The sequence below is a fragment of the Mitsuokella sp. AF21-1AC genome (genome assembly GCF_003458855.1).
GTDB lineage: Bacteria > Bacillota > Negativicutes > Selenomonadales > Selenomonadaceae > Mitsuokella.
This window is the reverse complement of the sequence record NZ_QRVW01000003.1, coordinates 1-17,544: the sequence shown is the minus strand read 5'-3', so window position 1 is coordinate 17,544 and position 17,544 is coordinate 1. Positions and strand designations below refer to the sequence as shown.

Annotated in this window: 17 protein-coding genes; 4 read left to right on the top strand and 13 right to left on the bottom strand. The window is 59.2% G+C overall.

Going from position 1 to position 17,544, the window contains the following annotated elements; all coding sequences use genetic code 11:
* The first annotated feature begins 237 nt into the window (after positions 1-237).
* Positions 238-684: a GNAT family N-acetyltransferase gene (locus DWX75_RS01595; protein ID WP_118014279.1), complete on the top strand. Its 447-nt coding sequence runs from the start codon at positions 238-240 to the stop codon at positions 682-684.
* Between the two features lie 76 nt (positions 685-760).
* On the opposite strand, the gene ygiD is transcribed toward DWX75_RS01595, so the two are convergent.
* Positions 761-1,549, bottom strand: a complete 789-nt coding sequence (gene ygiD, locus DWX75_RS01590; RefSeq protein ID WP_118014277.1) for a 4,5-DOPA dioxygenase extradiol — start codon at positions 1,547-1,549, stop codon at positions 761-763.
* 168 nt (positions 1,550-1,717) lie between these two features.
* On the opposite strand from ygiD, the gene DWX75_RS01585 reads away from it, so the two are divergent.
* A complete protein-coding gene (locus DWX75_RS01585; protein ID WP_118014275.1) occupies positions 1,718-2,056 on the top strand; it encodes a helix-turn-helix domain-containing protein in 339 nt (112 codons plus the stop codon).
* 287 nt (positions 2,057-2,343) lie between these two features.
* Here DWX75_RS01585 and DWX75_RS01580 read toward each other — a convergent pair whose 3' ends face one another.
* The 12 genes from DWX75_RS01580 to DWX75_RS12275 form a co-directional block, all read right to left on the bottom strand.
* Positions 2,344-3,483: an MFS transporter gene (locus DWX75_RS01580; protein ID WP_255424247.1), complete on the bottom strand. Its 1,140-nt coding sequence runs from the start codon at positions 3,481-3,483 to the stop codon at positions 2,344-2,346.
* 90 nt (positions 3,484-3,573) lie between these two features.
* Complete coding sequence (locus tag DWX75_RS01575) at positions 3,574-3,855, bottom strand: hypothetical protein (protein WP_118014271.1); 282 nt, start codon at positions 3,853-3,855, stop codon at positions 3,574-3,576.
* Positions 3,846-5,081 (bottom strand): nitrogenase component 1, encoded by a 1,236-nt coding sequence (locus tag DWX75_RS01570; protein ID WP_118014268.1) that lies wholly within the window; start codon positions 5,079-5,081, stop codon positions 3,846-3,848. Before DWX75_RS01570 ends, DWX75_RS01575 begins: the two co-directional genes overlap by 10 nt.
* A complete protein-coding gene (locus tag DWX75_RS01565; protein ID WP_233519427.1) occupies positions 5,078-6,421 on the bottom strand; it encodes a nitrogenase component 1 in 1,344 nt (447 codons plus the stop codon). The genes DWX75_RS01570 and DWX75_RS01565 overlap by 4 nt, the downstream gene beginning before the upstream one ends.
* Before the next feature lie 39 nt (positions 6,422-6,460).
* Complete coding sequence (gene hypE, locus DWX75_RS01560) at positions 6,461-7,474, bottom strand: hydrogenase expression/formation protein HypE (RefSeq protein ID WP_118014266.1); 1,014 nt, start codon at positions 7,472-7,474, stop codon at positions 6,461-6,463.
* A gap of 43 nt (positions 7,475-7,517) precedes the next feature.
* Positions 7,518-8,579, bottom strand: a complete 1,062-nt coding sequence (gene hypD / locus DWX75_RS01555) for a hydrogenase formation protein HypD (protein ID WP_118014264.1) — start codon at positions 8,577-8,579, stop codon at positions 7,518-7,520.
* The gene (locus DWX75_RS01550) at positions 8,576-8,785 is read right to left on the bottom strand and encodes a HypC/HybG/HupF family hydrogenase formation chaperone (protein WP_118014262.1); all 210 of its coding nucleotides are present in this window, start codon (positions 8,783-8,785) and stop codon (positions 8,576-8,578) included. The genes hypD and DWX75_RS01550 overlap by 4 nt, the downstream gene beginning before the upstream one ends.
* 86 nt (positions 8,786-8,871) lie before the next feature.
* Positions 8,872-11,220, bottom strand: coding sequence for a carbamoyltransferase HypF (hypF, locus tag DWX75_RS01545; RefSeq protein ID WP_118014260.1), 2,349 nt, complete (start codon positions 11,218-11,220; stop codon positions 8,872-8,874).
* A gap of 113 nt (positions 11,221-11,333) precedes the next feature.
* Positions 11,334-12,386 carry a nitrogenase component 1 gene (locus DWX75_RS01540; protein WP_118014258.1) on the bottom strand — a complete coding sequence of 351 codons (1,053 nt, stop codon included), beginning with the start codon at positions 12,384-12,386 and terminating at the stop codon, positions 11,334-11,336.
* Positions 12,383-13,732, bottom strand: coding sequence for a nitrogenase component 1 (locus DWX75_RS01535; protein WP_118014256.1), 1,350 nt, complete (start codon positions 13,730-13,732; stop codon positions 12,383-12,385). The genes DWX75_RS01540 and DWX75_RS01535 overlap by 4 nt, the downstream gene beginning before the upstream one ends.
* Before the next feature lie 15 nt (positions 13,733-13,747).
* Complete coding sequence (locus DWX75_RS01530; RefSeq protein WP_118014254.1) at positions 13,748-14,524, bottom strand: AAA family ATPase; 777 nt, start codon at positions 14,522-14,524, stop codon at positions 13,748-13,750.
* Positions 14,525-14,899: 375 nt separating this feature from the next.
* Positions 14,900-15,031: a hypothetical protein gene (locus tag DWX75_RS12275; RefSeq protein ID WP_255424241.1), complete on the bottom strand. Its 132-nt coding sequence runs from the start codon at positions 15,029-15,031 to the stop codon at positions 14,900-14,902.
* A gap of 468 nt (positions 15,032-15,499) precedes the next feature.
* Here DWX75_RS12275 and DWX75_RS01520 point away from each other — a divergent pair, with 468 nt between their 5' ends.
* Together DWX75_RS01520 and DWX75_RS01515 are read left to right on the top strand one after the other, a co-directional pair.
* A complete protein-coding gene (locus DWX75_RS01520) occupies positions 15,500-16,123 on the top strand; it encodes an ApaLI family restriction endonuclease (protein ID WP_118014252.1) in 624 nt (207 codons plus the stop codon).
* 32 nt (positions 16,124-16,155) lie between these two features.
* Positions 16,156-17,304: a site-specific DNA-methyltransferase gene (locus tag DWX75_RS01515; RefSeq protein WP_199497490.1), complete on the top strand. Its 1,149-nt coding sequence runs from the start codon at positions 16,156-16,158 to the stop codon at positions 17,302-17,304.
* Positions 17,305-17,544 lie beyond the last annotated feature (240 nt).

Sequence of the window (17,544 nt, the reverse complement as noted above, 5' to 3'; positions counted from 1 at the left end):
CCGAGCGGTGCCTGCGGGGTGAGCGTTGCGGAGCGCGTGGTGCGGGTGAACTGCGTAAGAGACCACCTTGACGCGCCGGGCCGCATCATGGTAAAATAAAAACAATTTCAGAATGAACACTGCTTCTGTCACCGGACAGGAGGAATCAGGTGTCTGGGAGTTGTCGCAGGTACGGCGTGCACGGCATGCCATAAGACAATTCCTGGGCACCTTTGTTTTTGTTGGGAGGAAATCATCATGATTCAGACGCGCATTCAGCAGGGGCTGCCGCAGGACGCCAGGGCAATCCGGCAGGAGGTATTCATGCAGGAACAGGGCTTCCAGCAGGAATTCGACGAAGTGGACCGGACGGCCTGGCATCTGGTTCTCTATCAGGAGGGCGAGGCTGTGGGCTGCTGCCGCTTTTTCCCCGCGGATGAACCGGGCTCCTATACCTTGGGGCGCCTGGCCGTGCGCAGGGCCTGCCGGGGACGCCATTACGGAGAGCGGATCGTGCAGGAGGTGGAAGGCTGGCTGCGCCGCCACCGTGTGAGCAGACTCGTCCTTTCCGCGCAGGTCCAGGCAAGGCCGTTTTACGAGAGGCTCGGCTACCGGGCCTCGGGCGAAGAATACCTCGATGAACATTGCCCGCACATCCACATGGAAAAGGAACTGCCGGGGGTACAGGGATTCCTGAAACAATAAAAAAAGCGGTCCGCCGGCTCGTTTGAGTCGAGGGACCGCTTTTGTCATCCAGAATATTTGGCAAAAGGAGATGGCTTTAGAGTCCGAAGGCGTAGCCTGTGAGGGCCATGGAGCCGAGGTTGCGGACGTTGTTGAAGATGTAAGGCTTCTCGTCGCGGGCGGCGCCGAGAATGTAGAGAAGGGGCAGGAAGTGGTCGGGCGTCGGGACGGCGTAGTCGGCGTCGGGGCAGCGGTGGAATTCGATGACGGCTTCGTCATCGCGCGCTTCGATGGCCGACTTGATGGCCTCGTCGAAGCGGTCGGCGGCGAGACTCCCGTGTTCGTTCTCCCACTCGACGAGGCGCAGGTTGTGGACGACGTTGCCGCTGCCCATGAGGAGGTAGCCCTTCTCGCGAAGTACGGCGAGCCTTTGGCCGAGCTCATACGACTGGCGCGTATCCATGAGGCCGTTGACGGAGAGCTGGACGACGGGGATGTCGGCCCTGGGGAAGATGTGGACGAGGATGCTCCAGGTGCCGTGGTCGATGCCCCAGCTGTCGTCGACTTCGACGCCATCGCCGAGCAGGTCCGTGACTTCTTTTGTCAGGTCGGCGCAGCCTGCAGGCTCGTACTTGAGCTCGTAGAGCTCCTTGGGGAAGCCGTACATGTCGTAGACCTGGCGCGGCTTTTCGGCGCTCTGCACGAGTGTGCCGCGCGTGTACCAGTGCGCGGAGATCATCAGGATGGCCTTGGGGCGGCCGAAGCGTTTGAGGATGGTCTGGCCGAGTTCTTTATACGTTGCCGTCAAGTCGTTGTGTTCAAGTGCGATCATCGGGCTGCCGTGCCCGACGAAAATCGCCGGCATGCGCGTTTTCTGCTGTTCCATGTCAATTCCTCATTTCTTTTTGGCCTTATTTCACATCGTATCGGAATAAGAGGTATATTTTTTTTACTAGATATCTTGTTTATATTATATGTATCCTCTATAATGAGAACAAGAACGATATTTAACTTGACCCGGTATGAAATGCTTGCGTAATGGAGGTTTTTCGCTATGAAGAAGGTTGATTCGGAATTGTTCGGCGTCTGTCCGTTCGTGACGTCGCAGAAGGTCCTGCAGGGAAAGTGGGCCATTCTCGTGCTGCATGAGCTCAGTGAGGGCACGAAGCGCTTCAATGAGCTTGAGCGTGCAATCAAGATCACGCATGCTTCGCTTTCCGCGCAGCTCAAGTATCTCGAGCGCGAGGGCATCGTGAGCCGCACGGTCTACCCCGAGGTGCCGCCGCGCGTCGAATACAGCCTGACGGCCATCGGCCGGCAGTTCCGCCCGGTCCTCGCGAGCATCGAGGCCTGGGGCAATTCCTACATCGAGTATCTGCACGCCAACCGCTGACAAGACCGTGCGCGCCTGACGCCCAAGGACCTCTTCCACCGCTGGCGCGGTCCCCCTTCTCCCTGCGGGGAGAAGGCAGGGGCTCGTGGTCTTCGGCAGAATATACGAGCGTACAAAGCGCAGCCTTCCCCGCGCACGGGGAAGGTGCCCCGAAGGGGCGGAAGAGGTCCATGGCCTTGCGGGCACCAACGCGACTCGACTGCAAGCATCAGCGAGCGGCGTAGCCCCGCGCACGGGAAAGGTGCCCCGAAGGGAAAGAATAGGTCCATCCATGGTCTGGCTTTATCTCAGGCGTTGCGCTTTCTGGCCGGCAGCAGGAAGGTGGCGCCGGCGCAGATGGCAGCGAGCAGTACGAGCAGGCCCATGACGGCGGTGATGCCGTAGATGTCAGCGTAGCGGCCGAGGGCGGGGGCGATGATGCCGCCGATGCTCATGGAGATGCCGAGCGTGACGCCGGAGGCGAAGCCGATATTCTTGGCGAGGTATTCCTGGCCGATGACGACGAAGGACGAGTAGGGCGCGAGCATGGCGAAGCTCAGCGGCAGGAGCATGACGTAGACGGCGTAGATGCTGCCGGAGAAGACGGCAATCGCCAGGAACGGGACGAGCAGGACGCTGCCGAGGCGCAAAGTCCTGCGGTAGCCGTGGCGGTCGGCGAACCAGCCGCCGAAGAGGGTGGCGACGACGCCGGCGATGCTGATGATGGAAAGTGTCATCGAGCCGATGGCTTCACTCGTGCCGAGTGCCTGGATGCAGAAGAGCGGCAGGAAGCTCGATATGCCCGTGAAGACCGTCGAGCGGAAGAGGATGACGACAAAGAGGCGCCCGAAGGCATGCCAGTCATTGACGGCAGGCTGACCGGCGTCTTTTGACTCTGCCGCGGTCTTTTCCTGCGCCCTTTGCTGGTTGGCAGCAATGGCACGGCGCAGATGCGGGATGGCCAGCAGGAGCAGGAGGCTCATGGCGATGGCCGTGATGCCGTAGAAGGCCAGACCGTGCATGCCGAAGGTCGTGACGAGGAAGACGGCGAGCAGCGGCCCAAAGCCGAAGCCGCCGTTGCCGCCGACACTGAAGATGCTCATGCCCTTGCCGCGCGCCCCCTGTGAGACGCCGTTGACGCAGCGGGCCGCTTCGGGATGGAAGATGGAGCTGGCGATGCCCATGATGGTGACGGCGGCAAAGATCAGCCAGTAATTGGTGACAAAGCCGGTGAGCGCCAGCGAGGTCCCGGCGAAAAAGACACCGACGGCCATGAACCACTGGCGCGAGCCTTTGTCCGCGAGCCAGCCGAACAGGGGCTGGATGATGGAGCTCAGGAAGGAAGACGCGAACATGAGCCCGGCAATCGCCGTGTAATCCATGCCGTAGAAGCTGACGAAGAAAGGCAGCAGGGCGGGCAGGGAGCCCGTGTTGATGTCGTTGCTCAGATGAGCAGCGGCGAGCAGATAGAGATATTTCTTGTTCAGAGGATCAGGTCCTTTCGCATGATGAGCGGATGTTTTTATTTTCGCTGGACGTTACCGGCGAAGCTTTTTCCAGCCGAGGTAGAAATGGGCGGCGAGAAAGAAGGCCATGCCGATGAGGAAGAGGCCGGCGGCGACGGGCGTGGAGGTGCGTCCCCAGGCGGCTTCGCCGAAGGTCATCGTACCGGCGGCGTTGACCATGACGAGGAACAGGAACGCCTTTAGCCTGTAGAGCCGCTGCAGGTGGCCGAGGCGCTGCAGCGCCAGCGTGAAGAGCGTGAAGCCGAACGTCTGGATGATGGCGTAGGCAAAGACATGGGCAATGGTCAGAAGCATGAGCGAACCTCCTGGAGGAAATCGTGATACATGGCGGCGTCCATCAGGTCGGGCAGCTGCCGTTCATAGGTGCGGCCCGAGAAGCCCCGGTGGGGCAGCGCGACAAAATGGCAGGTGTCCGGGACGATGGGCGCGTAGAGCGGGTCGGCGATGACGAGGCGGGCGTCCCGGAGGCGCGGCCGCAGCTCGTCTTCATCACAGAGCAGCAGCGTGCCGGCAGCGAGGATTTCCCGGTCCGTCTCGACGGGGACGATGGCCGTGAAAGCCTGGCCAGTTGCCTTTTCAAGCGCATGAGCCAGGGACTGGGCAAAGACGGTTTCACCGATGATGCAGCAGGGAGCAGGAGATATCTCCTGCTTTTTTTGTATGCCCGGTTTATCCCCGCTGTGTGGCCAGAGCGCGCCAGAAAGCGGAGCCTGGCAGGTCTTGAGCGCTGCTGACAGAACTTCGCCGGCCGCGCCAAAGGGAGCGCCGCAGACGTAGGGAATGTCGGCTTTTTCATAGAGCAGGCGCGCGGCGCCGAGGCCGCCGTAACTCATGACGAGGCTGCAGTCGGCATTGCTTGCGGACGCCGCGATCTCCTCGAGGCTGCTGCCCATGGCCCAGCAAGCCTCGAGCGTGAAGCCGTTTTGTGCGAGCCATTTCGCCGCCGAGGCGGGGGCCGTCGCGGCGCCGTAATCGAGCGGCGTGAGGCCGAGCAGGTTGATCCTGCGGTTGACGGTGCCTGCTTTACGGGCAGGCTTTGGCAAAAGATCCCTGCCGGAGGGAGACGCCGCACCCTTTCCAAGCGCCCAGGCCGCCAGATGCTCGAGGGCCAGGTTGATGCCGCGCTCGTAGTAATGCATGCTGTTGGTCGGCAGCGTGAACGCGGGGACGCCCGTCTTTTTTTCGATGATGCGGCAGATGGCCCGGCAGTCGGTGCCGATGAGATGCGCGATCTGCGAGGGAATCAGGCAGATGAAGTGGGGCTGCTGCTGGCGTGCGGCCGTGACGATTTCCTCAATGAGGCGGTGGTCGTCGCCGAGCACGGCGTCGCGCTCCGTCATGGCGGAGACGTAGATGAGGCTGTCGTGGTCGTACCAGCGCGGCTCGTCATGCGTCGTATACGTGGAATTGCAGCCCGACGGATCGTGAATGACGATCATGCCGCCGAGCTCAAAGAAGGCCGAGCAGACGCCGAATGTATCGGCGGAGTACGTGGATAAGATACTGGCAACTTGTTTCATAAAATAGAGGGACCTCCCCAGCCCTTGCGGCTGACAGCCGGGCGGACGGCCTTGGGCTGCCGACAGGCTTCCGTCATGAGCCGCGCAAGCTCTGTGACGGCCGCGAAGCCCCAGCTGCCGCCGCCTTCGACGTAGTTGACAAAATGCGGCGTGCTGCAGAAATACGCCGCCTTCTGCCCGAGTGCCAGCGTATCCGGCGTGGACGTACGTGGCAGGATGCGCATATCGGGATTCTTCGTCGCAAAGAGCTCGATGTCTCCCGCCTGCTGCTGCAGCCAAAGGAAATCCGCTTCTTCTTCGGGCAGGAACGCATCGCTGTAGATCCGCCTGACGCAGAAGCCATGCTCGACGAGCAGACGCGCGAGATTCAGCGGCCGGAACGTGAAGGTGAGGTCAAGCGCGACGGGCCGCGTGCCGACGACGGCTCTGGCGGCCTGCAGGGCCTGCTCGGCCCGCTTTTGCCAGAGACGGATGTCCAGACGGGCTGCTTCCCGCTGCGTTTCGGTGAGATCCAGGCGCGACAGCAGGGCATGCAGGGCAGCTTCGATATCGGTGGCGCGCCAGACCTGCGGCAGATAGAGAAAATCCTGTCCCAGTCGCTTCTTGAGGTCCCGGACGGCGGGAAGGCTGAAGGGATTCGTGTAGAGGTTGAGGCAGGAGCCGCCCATCCGGAGGAAGTCATCGTAGGCGCTATAGCGCGTCATGTCGCGCAGCAGCCAGCCGCCCTGCTGGAGCAGCCGGGCAAAATCGCTCTGCGGGTCCGTCTTCAGATTGCTGCCGATGATGTTGGCTGTCCGCGGCGTCTTTGCCTGCGGCGGCAGCAGGCGGGAGATTGCGCGGCGCAGCCGTTCTTCCGGCGTCAGGCTCTTCGTCTGGCGGATGGGGTCCATGAAGCATTCGGCAAAATCCACCTGCGGGAAGCGCTCGCGCAGGGTCTTGTAGACGTAGCGCAGGTCGCAGCCGAGGAAGTGGTGGACGCAGGCCGGGAAGAGCAGCACGGCGCGAGGAAGCTGCGGGAGGTTCTGCAGGATGTCCGTGACGCCTTGGATGAGCAGCTGCTCGTTGTCGGTCTGCACGAGGTCGCGTTCCTTGAGCTCGATGGAAGAGAACCGGTCCATGAGGCCCATCTCGGCTGCCGTCAGCACGACGCCGCGCAGGCAGCCGGAGGCGCACGCGAAGATCTGGTGGCTTTCCGGCAGCGTCATGCCCGTGTGGACGATGTTCCAGGTGCCGCGGCAGGCCGGCGAGTATTCAAGTTCATGGGGAAAGGGCGCGGGAAAGCTGGCATCCCGCAGCAGCAGGCAGGCGCGCGAGGGCCGGCCGTGGATTCGTTGCAGCAAAAAATCACCTCGTTCAGTCTCCTCATTCAAAGAGAGGTATCAGCAGATGCGCGGCAGGAGCTCGCCGCCGGGCTCCGGCAGAAGCGTTCTCGTGCCGAGCTCCGTCTCGACGACGACGCTGCCGGCCGGGTCATCCGTGATTTCTCCGATGATGGCGGCACTTGTTCCGTAGGGAGACTGCCGGAGCACGGCGAGAAGCTGCGGCGCGATTTCCTGCGGCGCCACGATCACGAGGCGTCCCTCGCAGGCGAGATAGAGGGGCTCGAGGCCGAGCATGCCGCAGACGCCTTTGACGGCGGGATCGACGGGGATGGCGGCGGACTTGAGGCGCACGCCGACCTGGCTCTCGCGGGCGATCTCGTAGAGGACGGTGCCGACGCCGCCGCGCGTGGCGTCGCGGATCGTGTGGATGGCCTTCTTGTCTTCCACAGCCGCAAAGAGCTGCTGGACCATCTTTGCGAGCGGCGCGCAGTCGCTCGTCACATCGGCTTCGATGCCGAAATCCTCGCGCGCGAGCAGGATGGCGCAGCCATGGCGGCCGACATCGCCCGTGACGAGGACGGCATCGCCGGGACGCGCCCGGCTGCCGCTCGGGGCAGCACCCGGCAGCACTTCGCCGATGCCGGTCGTCGTGATGAAGATATGGTCGACCTGGCCGCGGCCTGCGACCTTCGTATCGCCTGCGACGATGCGCACGCCAGCTTCTTCTGCCGTCTTGGCCATGGCGGCGGCGATGGCCTTGAGGTCTTCGATGGCGAAGCCTTCCTCAATCTGGAAGGCGCAGGAGAGGTAGCGGGGCACGGCGCCCATGCAGGCGAGGTCGTTGACCGTGCCGCAGATGCTGAGCTTGCCGATGTTGCCGCCCGGGAAGCGCCAGGGCGAGACGATGAAGCCGTCGGTCGTGAAAGCCGCGCGCGTGCTGCCGAGCGGCAGCACGGCGGCGTCGTCGGCCGTGAAATCCGGGTTGCGGAAATGATGCGCAAAGACCGTATCGATGAGGGCGGCCGTCTGGCGGCCGCCGGCACCGTGTGCAAGCGTGATGGTATCGGACATGGCGGGATTCCTTCTTCCTGTAAGCTGCAAATGTTATCGTGTATTATCGCATGTTGATTGTCGCGTACTGATAGTAGGCCGAGCAGGCGCCTTCGCGCGACACCATGCAGGCGCCGACGGGGTGTGCGGGCGTGCAGAGCCTGCCGTAGAGCGGACAATCCGTCGGCAGGCACTTGCCCTGCAGGACCTCGCCGCAGCGGCAGGCCGGATTGGCCTGGCTGTGGAGTTCCGGGATGGCGTAACGCTTCCTCGCGTCGAAGCGGGCATAGGTCGTGCGCAGTGCCAGGCCGCTGTCCTTCATGACGCCGAGGCCGCGCCACTCCGCATCGCAGGGCTCCATATACGTCTGGACGAGCTTCCGGGCGGCCGGGCTGCCTTCCTCCGTGACGACGCGCGGGTAGCAGTTGACGAAAAACGGCTGCTCCTGCCGACTCTTCTCGACGATGACGGCCAGCGCCGTCAAAAGCTCACTGGCCGTGAAACCCGCGACGACGCCCGAGATGCCACGGCTTGTGAGTGCGGCAATCTTTTTCGTGCCCGTGATGGCGCAGACGTGGCCGGGATACAGGTAGGCATCGCAGCTTTTGCTCATGGCGAGATACGCGGCGTCCATGGTCTTGTTGGCCGTCAGCAGCGTGAAATTCGTGAGGCCCAGGGCTTCGGCGCGCCGGACGGCCAGGCAGGCAGCCGGCGTCGTCGTCTCGAAGCCGACGGCGAGGAAGGCGACATCCTCCGCGGGATGCTCCCGCGCATACGTCACGGCATCGAGTGGCGTGTAGACGACCTGCACGCGGGCTCCTTTGGCGCGCGCTTCGCCGAGATTTTCCCTTGTGCCCGGCACGCGCACGAGATCGCCGAATGTGCAGATGGTCACGTGCCGCTCAAGCGCGAGATAGAGGGCCTCGTCGATGAAGCGCACGGGCGTGACGCAGACGGGGCAGCCGGGCCCCGAGATCAGCGTGATATCGGGCGGCAGCAGCTGGCGCAGCCCGAGGCGGAAGATCTCATGCGTATGCGTGCCGCAAACTTCCATGATGCGCAGCTTTTTTCCCTGGTAGCTCGTGACGATGGCGCGGGCCTTGGCGATGGCTTCGTTTTTCTTCATGACAAAGACTCCAGGACCGAGGCGCTTTCCTCCTCGTCGTCAGCTGTAATCTTGGCGATGGCAAGGCCCGCGTGGACCATGACGTAATCGCCGGGGTCAACGGTGTTGAGGAGTTCGGCGGAGACTTCGCGGCGTGCGCCGGAGGCATCGACGATGGCCATGCCGTCCTTGACGCGGATGACCTTGGCTGGCAAACCTACACACATGATGATGACTTCCTTCCTAAGATAAACAATGATGATCAATCATGACAGCCCTGGTAAAACGAGCTGCCATAGAGCAGGGGCGCTGCTCATGACGGCCTGGCCTCAGGAGCCTTCCGGGCCGCCAGATGGAAGCTGGCCGCGGCCGCCTGACCGAGGCAGATGCCGCCGTCGTTTGGCGGAATCAGACTGTGCAGCAGCACGGTAAAGCCCTGCGCCTCAAGCCGTTCCTTCGTCAGGCGCAGCAGCAGCAGATTCTGGAAGACGCCGCCGCTCAGCGCGACGGCTGTGAGGCCCGTCTTTTTGCGGGCTTCCTCGCAGCCGCGCACGATGAGCCGGGCGAGGGCGGCATGGAATTCATACGCAAGGGCGCCGGCATCCACGCCGTTCAGGCGCTCCCTGACGAGTTCATCGAAGAGCGCCTGCGTCGGCAGCAGGAAACGCCCGTCTGACGATGCGGGCATCCCGGCGCGCACATCGTCCATTTCTTCTGGGGCGGCATGCTCTTCGGCCCAGGCTTCAGCGGCGAACTGCAGGTACATGGAGGCCTCGCCCTCAAAGGTCGAGGCGCGGCGGATGCCGAGCAGCGCGCTGACGGCATCGAACAGGCGGCCGGCGCTCGTCGAGGTCACGGTATTGACGCGGTGCTCGAGCATGAACGCGACGGCGGCAAATTCCTGCTCCGTGGCGAGCTGCAGGTGCGCGGCAATCGTGCGGGCTTCTTCCTTCCCGTGCGTGGCGAAAAGCAGCGCGAGGGCAATGCGCCAGCCCTCCCGGCTTGCACGGTCGCCGCCCGCCTGTGCGAAGGGCTCGATGGAGCCGAGCCGCTCGAAGGATTCGTACGAGGCCATGAGGATCTCGCCGCCCCAGACCGTGCCGTCGGTGCCGTAGCCCGTGCCGTCAAACGAAACGCCGATGACGGGCCCCGCGGCATCGTTCTCCGCCATGCACGAGAGGATGTGCGCGTAATGGTGCTGCACGGGCAGCAGCGGCAGACCGAGTTCTTTGGCAGCCGTTGTCGTGTTGTAGCGCGGATGCATATCGCAGGCGACGAGCTGCGGCTCATTCTCGAGCAGCGATGCCATGAGGGCGACGGAGTCCTTGAGCGCGAGCACCGTACGCAGGTCGGACATGTCGCCGATGTAGGGCGAGGGGTAGAAGAGGACGTTGCTCGCGAGGCAGAACGTGTTCTTGAGCTCGCCGCCGATGCCGAGCACCTGCCCCTTGGGGGCGTTGCTCACGAGGAAGGGCAGCGGCGCAAAGCCGCGGCTGCGGCGGATCATGTAGGGCCTGCCCTCGAACCAGTCCATGACGGAATCGTCCGCGCGCAGGCGGATGCGGCGGTTGTGCGAGAGGATGATGTCGCATAAGGGGGCGAGGACTTCCCTTGCTTCCTCGTCGTTATGGCAGATCGGCGCGCCCGAGGGATTGCCGCTCGTCATGACGAGTGCCGCGGGGATGACTGCATCGTCTATGGGATAGTCAAAGATGAGCATGTGCAGAGGCGTGTAGGGCAGCATGACGCCAACTTTCGGATTCCCCGGAGCCACGCTCGGCGCAAAGATGGCATCCCGCTTGCGTCGCAGCAGCAGGATGGGCTTCTGGTGACCCGTGAGCATTTCCTCCTGGCCGGGCTCGAGGCAGCAGGAGGCTTTGACGGCGGCGAGATCCCGCATCATGATGGCAAAGGGCTTAACCGGGCGGTGCTTGAGTGCGCGCAGCCGGGCGACAGCCGCCTCGTTCGTGGCATCGCAGCAGAGATGAAAGCCGCCGATGCCCTTGATAGCCGCGATGCCGCCATTGGCGATGACGCGTCGCGTGGCTTTGATGGCCGCCTCGCGCCGCACCGTTTCATCGCCGAGCAGGTAGACCTCGGGGCCGCAGTCGTTGCAGCAGACGGGCTGGGCATCGTAGCGCCGGTCGTCTGGCGTCACGTATTCCTCATGGCAGGCCGGGCACATCGGGAATTCCTTCATGCTCGTGCGCTCGCGGTCGTAGGGCATGGCCTCGAGGATGGTCAGCCGCGGCCCGCAGGCCGTGCAGTTGATGAAGGGATGCAGGTAGCGGCGGTTACCGGGGTCAAAGAGCTCCTCACGGCATTTGTCACACGTCGCGATGTCGGGCGAGACGAAGATATCGCCGCGCTCCTTCGCACTCTCGATGATGGCAAAATCCGAAAAATTTCTGGAAGCCGCTTCAGAAGCCGGTTCTTCCCGCACATCAATCTTGAGGATGCTCGCGCGCTCCGGCGCCTGCTCCCACAGTCCCCGGCGAAAGGCCGCGAGATTTTCCGGCGTGCCCTGGGCGTTGACCTCGACATAGGGCCCCTTGTTGCAGACGTTGCCGCGGATCCGGCAGGCTTCAGCGAGCCGGCTCACGAACGGGCGGAAGCCGACGCCCTGTACGATGCCGTAAATCTTGATATTCCAAAATGACATAACGAAAGTCCTCATTTCTTCTGGTCTTCTGGTGCGTGTGTGCTGCTTCTTTGATGGTTTGTGCCGTGTCTCCCGGCCCGCTGTTTTCCGTATTCTGTCTTTTGGAACTGCGGTCAGGACGCGGAGGTCGTGCCGGAGACGGCAAAATGCGGCAGCGCGAGGAAGCGGCCGCCGAAAGAGGGCAGGGCCCGCCGGAGCGACGGATCGCCGACAATTGCCGTAAAACGGCCGCCTGCCACAAACGCCTGGAACTCGTCTTCCTCGCGAAAGACGGCATCGCCGGGCTCACTCGTTCCCGCCGGCTGCTCGAAGAAGGTCGCGCAGGTGATGAGCCCATGATGCCCGCCCTGGCGAAGCGCCCCGCGCAGGGCACCGGCCAGGACCTGCTGGTGGATGATCAGCACGCGATCCTCTTTGGCGAGGCCAGAGGCGATTTTGGCAGCCAGGTCGTTCAAGAATGCTCCGGGCAGGCCGATTTCATACGGGATGCCGCAGTGCTCGGCAAGGAAGCGGGCGGCCGGCAGCCCCAGGGGCGAGACGACGAGATTCTTCCGGCAGCACGGCTGCGTGAAATCCGTCAGCCGGTCGTAGCAGCAGACGGCTGACCAGCCTTCCTCCCGCAGGGCATCTGCCAGACGGCCGCGTTTTCCTGCGGAAAAATCGAGCGGTGTCAGGCCGAGCAGGCCGATGGTTCCGCAGTGCCCAGCCGTCTGCCCTTTGGCAAAGGCGCGGCAGAGCGCGAGCAGGGCCTTGCCGCCGCCCGCGTCGTAGAGCTTCGTGCCGTCGCTGTCCACCGCGATGGCCGGGAGGCCCGTCGCCTTCTTTGCCATGCGCGTGAGCGCCCGGTAATCCGTGCCGATGACGGCCGGTACGGGCGTGCCGATGAAGGCGATGAACTGCGGCTCAATCTCCTCGCAGGCCAGACGGACCTTCTCGATGAGCTTGTCGTCGCGCCCCATGATGGCATCCATATCGCGCAGGCCCGCGCTGAATACGGCACTTTTCGCGCCCTCCTCCTGCCAGCGCGGCTCGTCAAAGCCGCAGATATTGCCGGCGCAGCCGCCCGCGTCGACGATGACGACCATGCCGCCGAGCGGGTAGAGCACGGCCGCGGCGCCCGAGGTATCCGGAGCGAACGGCGGCAGGTATAAACGCAGTCCCTTCATTTCGTGGCCTCCTTCCTGCTGCCCTTGGTGTTTGCCGCTTCCGCGGCCGCCATGGTCTCCGTCATCACATGGAACAAGCTGCGCACGCCCTGATGGCCAAATGGCTGGCATTCCTCATTCCATGGCACCTGTGCGGCTCCGGGATGGTAGTAGCAGGCATCGGCACCCAGCGCGAGCTCGACGGGATGCTCGCATTCCTCATAGTGCAGCATGGACGGCGAGAGGTTCGTGTAAAGCCTGGTCCTGGGCGCGAGAGAAGCGAGCCGGCGGATGTAGAAGAAGTCCGTGGGACTTGGCACGGCAAAGATCTCGCGGACCTCAACTCCTGCCTTAAGGAGTGCCAGCGCGAGCTCGAAGGGGTTCGCGTTCAGGCGGCTGCCGACGGCGACGGAAAGCCCCCGATACCGCGAGACGAACGCATCGCGCGCGGCCTCGGCCTGCTCGCGGTACGCGCTGTCATCCAGGCGAACGCCGAGCACATGAGCGAGCCCTTCGTACTGCCGGGTAATCTTGTCCGTCTCGTAGAGGCGCTTGAGCTCGATGGCCGGAATCTGCAATTCCTGCTGGAACCAGCTCGCGGCCTGGCGGGCCTCGGGATCGAGCACGAGATTGAAGTTGGCGGCGGAAAGCGCTTCGTAGGACGCGAAGTCATGGCAGCGCGCGAGTTCGCCGATGTGGCGCACGCCGATGCTTTGGAGCAGGGCATAGAGCTCCGAGTCATCGGCCAGCGGCGTGAAATAGCCCAGGAGATTCACCTGGCTGCTGCGCTTCTTGCGCGGCTTCAGCAGGCTGTAAACGGTCTGGCGGATGGCGGTCATCGGCGGCAGGCGGCTCTCACGCGTCAGCGCGTACATGTAGCAGGGGCGCACGGGCAGTGCGAGCCGCGCTTCCACCTGCCGGCAGACGCGCTCCATATCCGTGCCGAGCAGGGCGTCGACGCAGGTGATGCAGATCATGAGGGCCGTGGGCACAGTCTCGCGGCTCTTCACGAAGGCCTCGGCCGCGGCCGGAATCTTGCGCAGGTGCTTGCCCGTCACGATGTCATTTTCCGAGAGCATCAGGTACGCAAAGCGCTCGCCGTAGCCGCCCGGTACCTGCAGGGCTTTCGTGTTGCGGCCGCAACAGCCCGGGGCAATCAGGAGCATGATGCTGCCGGGCACCGAGAGGCCCGCGCGCTTGACGCCGAAGCCCTGGGCGCCCGGCGAATTGAAGTCGAGCGCCGCGGGTGAATTGTAGATGAGGTGCGTATCCGTCTGGAGCTCGGCGGGGATGGCCTCCGGTCCGCAGGCAGCCAGCTCCTCCATGGTCAGGAAATACGGAACGCCCAGCTGGCGTACATCTGGCATGATGATCCCTCACTTTCAGGGCGCCGGCGAAGGAGCGGCGTCCTCGCCGGCGAGCAGGCGGTCAGCAAGCTCCAGGAATTTCCGGCTGATGGGCAGCGTCCTGTCGCCCTCAATCACCGTCATGCCGCGCTCCTCATACACATTGATGGCATCGCTGCGCGGGATATCGGCAATGATGGCGAGCCCATGATTCTTGGCGAACGATTCCACCTTGTTGCGTTCATCCGGCACATTGCGGCGGTTAAGGATGACGCCGCTGACCTTCGCATAGCCCCGGTCGGCAAAATTCTCGACTGCCTTGGCGATATTGTCCGCCGCGTAGAGCGCCATCTTCTCGCCCGAGGTCACAATGAGCACGTCTTCGGCATACCCTTCGCGGATCGGCGCGGCAAACCCGCCGCAGACGACATCGCCGAGCACGTCGAAGAGCACGACATCGGGCCGGAACGTCTCAAAGAGCTCGAGGTCCTCGAGCAGGCCGAACGTCGCGATGATGCCGCGTCCCGCACAGCCGAGCCCCGGCGTCGGCCCGCCCGTCTCGATGCAGAGCACGCCGCCGAAGCCCTCGCGCGAGATTTCCGCGAGACTCTCCGGCTCCCGGTCGTACTCGCGCATATAGCCCATGACGGAGAGCAGCGGCTTGCCCCCGAGCAGATTGATGGTCGAATCGGCCTTCGGGTCGCAGCCAATCTGGATGACGCGCTTCCCCCGTGCAGCGAACGCCGCCGCCAGATTGCTCGTCATCGTCGACTTGCCGATGCCACCCTTGCCGTAAATCGCGATCTTGCGCATGATAGAACCCCCTGTTGCAAAAAAGTATCTAGTCTTTATTATATCGACAAAAAAACATACTTTCAATTTATTCTTATTCGTATCGTCTTGCTGAGCAAGGTTCAGCCTGGTGCAAAAGACAGTGCAGGCGCTTGACGGCATGATTGTTCGGGAAAGTAAAGGTGGCAATGTTCCTTATGACTATTGATGAAAATCATGCGGGCGCGACAAATTAACGCTGGCAGAGATGGAACCATTGCTGTTGCAAGCAGGAAATTGAAATTTTTTAGCGAATATATATGTGCAAATTTATATAGAAACACTAGTTTACAGCTTTTAAACCGCTTGCACATTGCTCCAAGCCAATGCTTGTAAGGCCTTGGCAATGTGCTGGAATTAGAACATCTTCTGCTCGTAGTAGTTCGTCTCAATGCTCCAGCGGAGCTTGTAGAGTTTGAGCGGATAAAACGTCATGAGCCTGGAGCTGGTGTCACGAAGTGCCTTACTCTCCTGCCAGGCAATGCTCATGTGCAGGGCCATTGGGTCCACGGTGCTAAAAAAAGAGGCAACGCAAGCCACTCTTGCTCAGCGTCACATAGGCATGGACGGTGCGGTCACCAAAGATGCGCGTTTTCACCAGCCGGTGGGCGACAAGGCAAGATAGGCGCCTGCCGGAGCGCCTCCGGCACTATGGCAAGAGCCCGCAGAGCTAGGGCTTGTCAAATGGATGCATCCGTAACGAGTCCATTGCCAAGGGGACGGTAATAGCTGTTGAGCGATGCATCCGTCTGCTTCGACAGGAATTGCCGGAACAGGCAGCACACTGACGGAGCTGACTCCAACGCCAGCTGAGCGATGAGGAACCGTTTGGTTTGTGGTGAATCTATTATACACTAGCAGGAGCTACGTGATTTTATTATGTCTCAAAAGCTGTAAACTACTGATTTATGTGATATAATGATATATTAAATCTAGTTACAAAAGGAGAGTACTAGAGTGAATCGAGAAGTCTATAATACAATACGAAAACTAGCTGATAAATATGCAAAGGATTTAAAGAATCAAGTTGACTTAAGAATCGAAGAAATGAAAAGTGATGATAATTCTCATTACCTCGTTTATCGTGTCTTGGGTATTTCAAATAAAGAAGGAAATCTTATTGATCTATACCAAAATAAAGGACGTTTTTTGTATAAGTATGCAGGTGCTTTTTTAGAAGAAGCCGCTGTTTATTGCATGAAATATAAATATCCTAATGCGGCAAAGATTAAAATACCAAATACGTTAGGGACTCGTCCTAAGAAATTTGAAATTGATTGTCTAGTTGGTAATATAGCGCATGAAATAAAATGGCGCGATGCAACTACGGACGGAGATCATATTACGAAAGAGCATACACGTGTAAAAGCAATAAGCGCAAAGGGATATATACCTGTTAGAGTTATGTTTTATTATCCTCAGCGTGGGCAAGCTAAAAAAATACAAGAAACATTGGAAACACTATATATAGGAATAGGCGGGAAGTACTATTATGGTGATTCAGCTTGGAATTATATAAAAGAGTTTACGGGGATTGATTTGCTTGAAATAATGGAGCAAATTGCTGATTCTCGCGAGTAATAATGCTGTATAATTCTGATTGCCTAGAAGTAATGAAGGATTTTTCTAGTGATTCGATAGATATGATATATCTTGATCCGCCGTTTTATACACAGAGAATCCAGTCATTATCAGATAAAAATGGAAGAAAATATAAATTCGCAGATACCTGGGACTCCTTGGATGATTATTTATCTTTTATGCGTGTTCGTATTAAAGAGATGAAGCGAATACTAAAGCCTACGGGTGGAATTTTTCTTCACTGTGATACATCTGCGTCTCATTATTTGCGGATTTTGCTAGATGAAGTGTTCGGAGTTGCTAATTTTAGAAGTGAGATAATATGGACGTATAAAAGATGGTCGAACTCTAAAAAAGGGTTATTGCCTGCACATCAAACTATTTTTTATTACACAAAAGGAAAAAACTATAAATTCAATATTATTTATGGTAACTATTCGGCAACAACAAACCTTGACCAGATTTTACAAGAGAGAGTGAGAGATAAAAAAGGAAAAGCAGTTTATAAACGCGATGAAAATGGAGAAATCGTTACTGCGAAAGAAAAGAAAGGAGTTCCGATTTCCGATGTTTGGGAGATTCCATTTTTGAATCCTAAAGCAAAGGAAAGAACAGGGTATCCAACTCAAAAGCCGATAGAATTATTGGAACGAATAATAAGAATTAGTACAGATGAAGGGGATTGTGTTTTAGATCCATTTTGTGGTAGCGGTACAACTTTGGTTAGTGCAAAACTTTTAAATCGTGATTACATTGGTATTGATATAAACCCTGACGCTATTGAAATTACAAAAAAAAGACTTGCTGATCCATATAAAACGACTTCTATATTATTGAAGGTTGGTGCGGCTGCATATAGAACAAAAAATGAAACTGAATTGTCTATACTAAATCAATTTGAATGTGATATAGTACAAAGAAATAAAGGAATAGATGCCTTTTTAAAAAGACATTATTTTGGTTGTCCTGTTGCAATTAGAATTCAACGCGATAATGAATCTTTTAAAGATGCACTCTCCATGCTTGTTTCTGCAAGTAAGAAAAAGAATTGTAGTTTTGGAATCCTTATAACATACGAGAAAAATTTAAATAGTAAAATAAATATTCCTTCTAATATAATTGTTATAAATAAATACAGTACGCAGTTTGAAATTGAATTGGATAAAAAAACTGCGAAATGAGAGAAGGAAATATAATAGGTGGTTGAATTAAATATCGATAAATCAAGCGAGCTGCAGCAGATTAGCTCGCTTGATTTGTAAATTACTCAAACTTCGCACACCTGAATCCCTCATAAGATAAGGACCCATCAGGTTTGCAGACATCTATCAATATCACATCATGCACACTGTATTAGGTATCTTCCCCAGAAATCGGGCGGTTTTGCCAGGAACAGATTGAGCAACTTCTTAAGCTGCTTT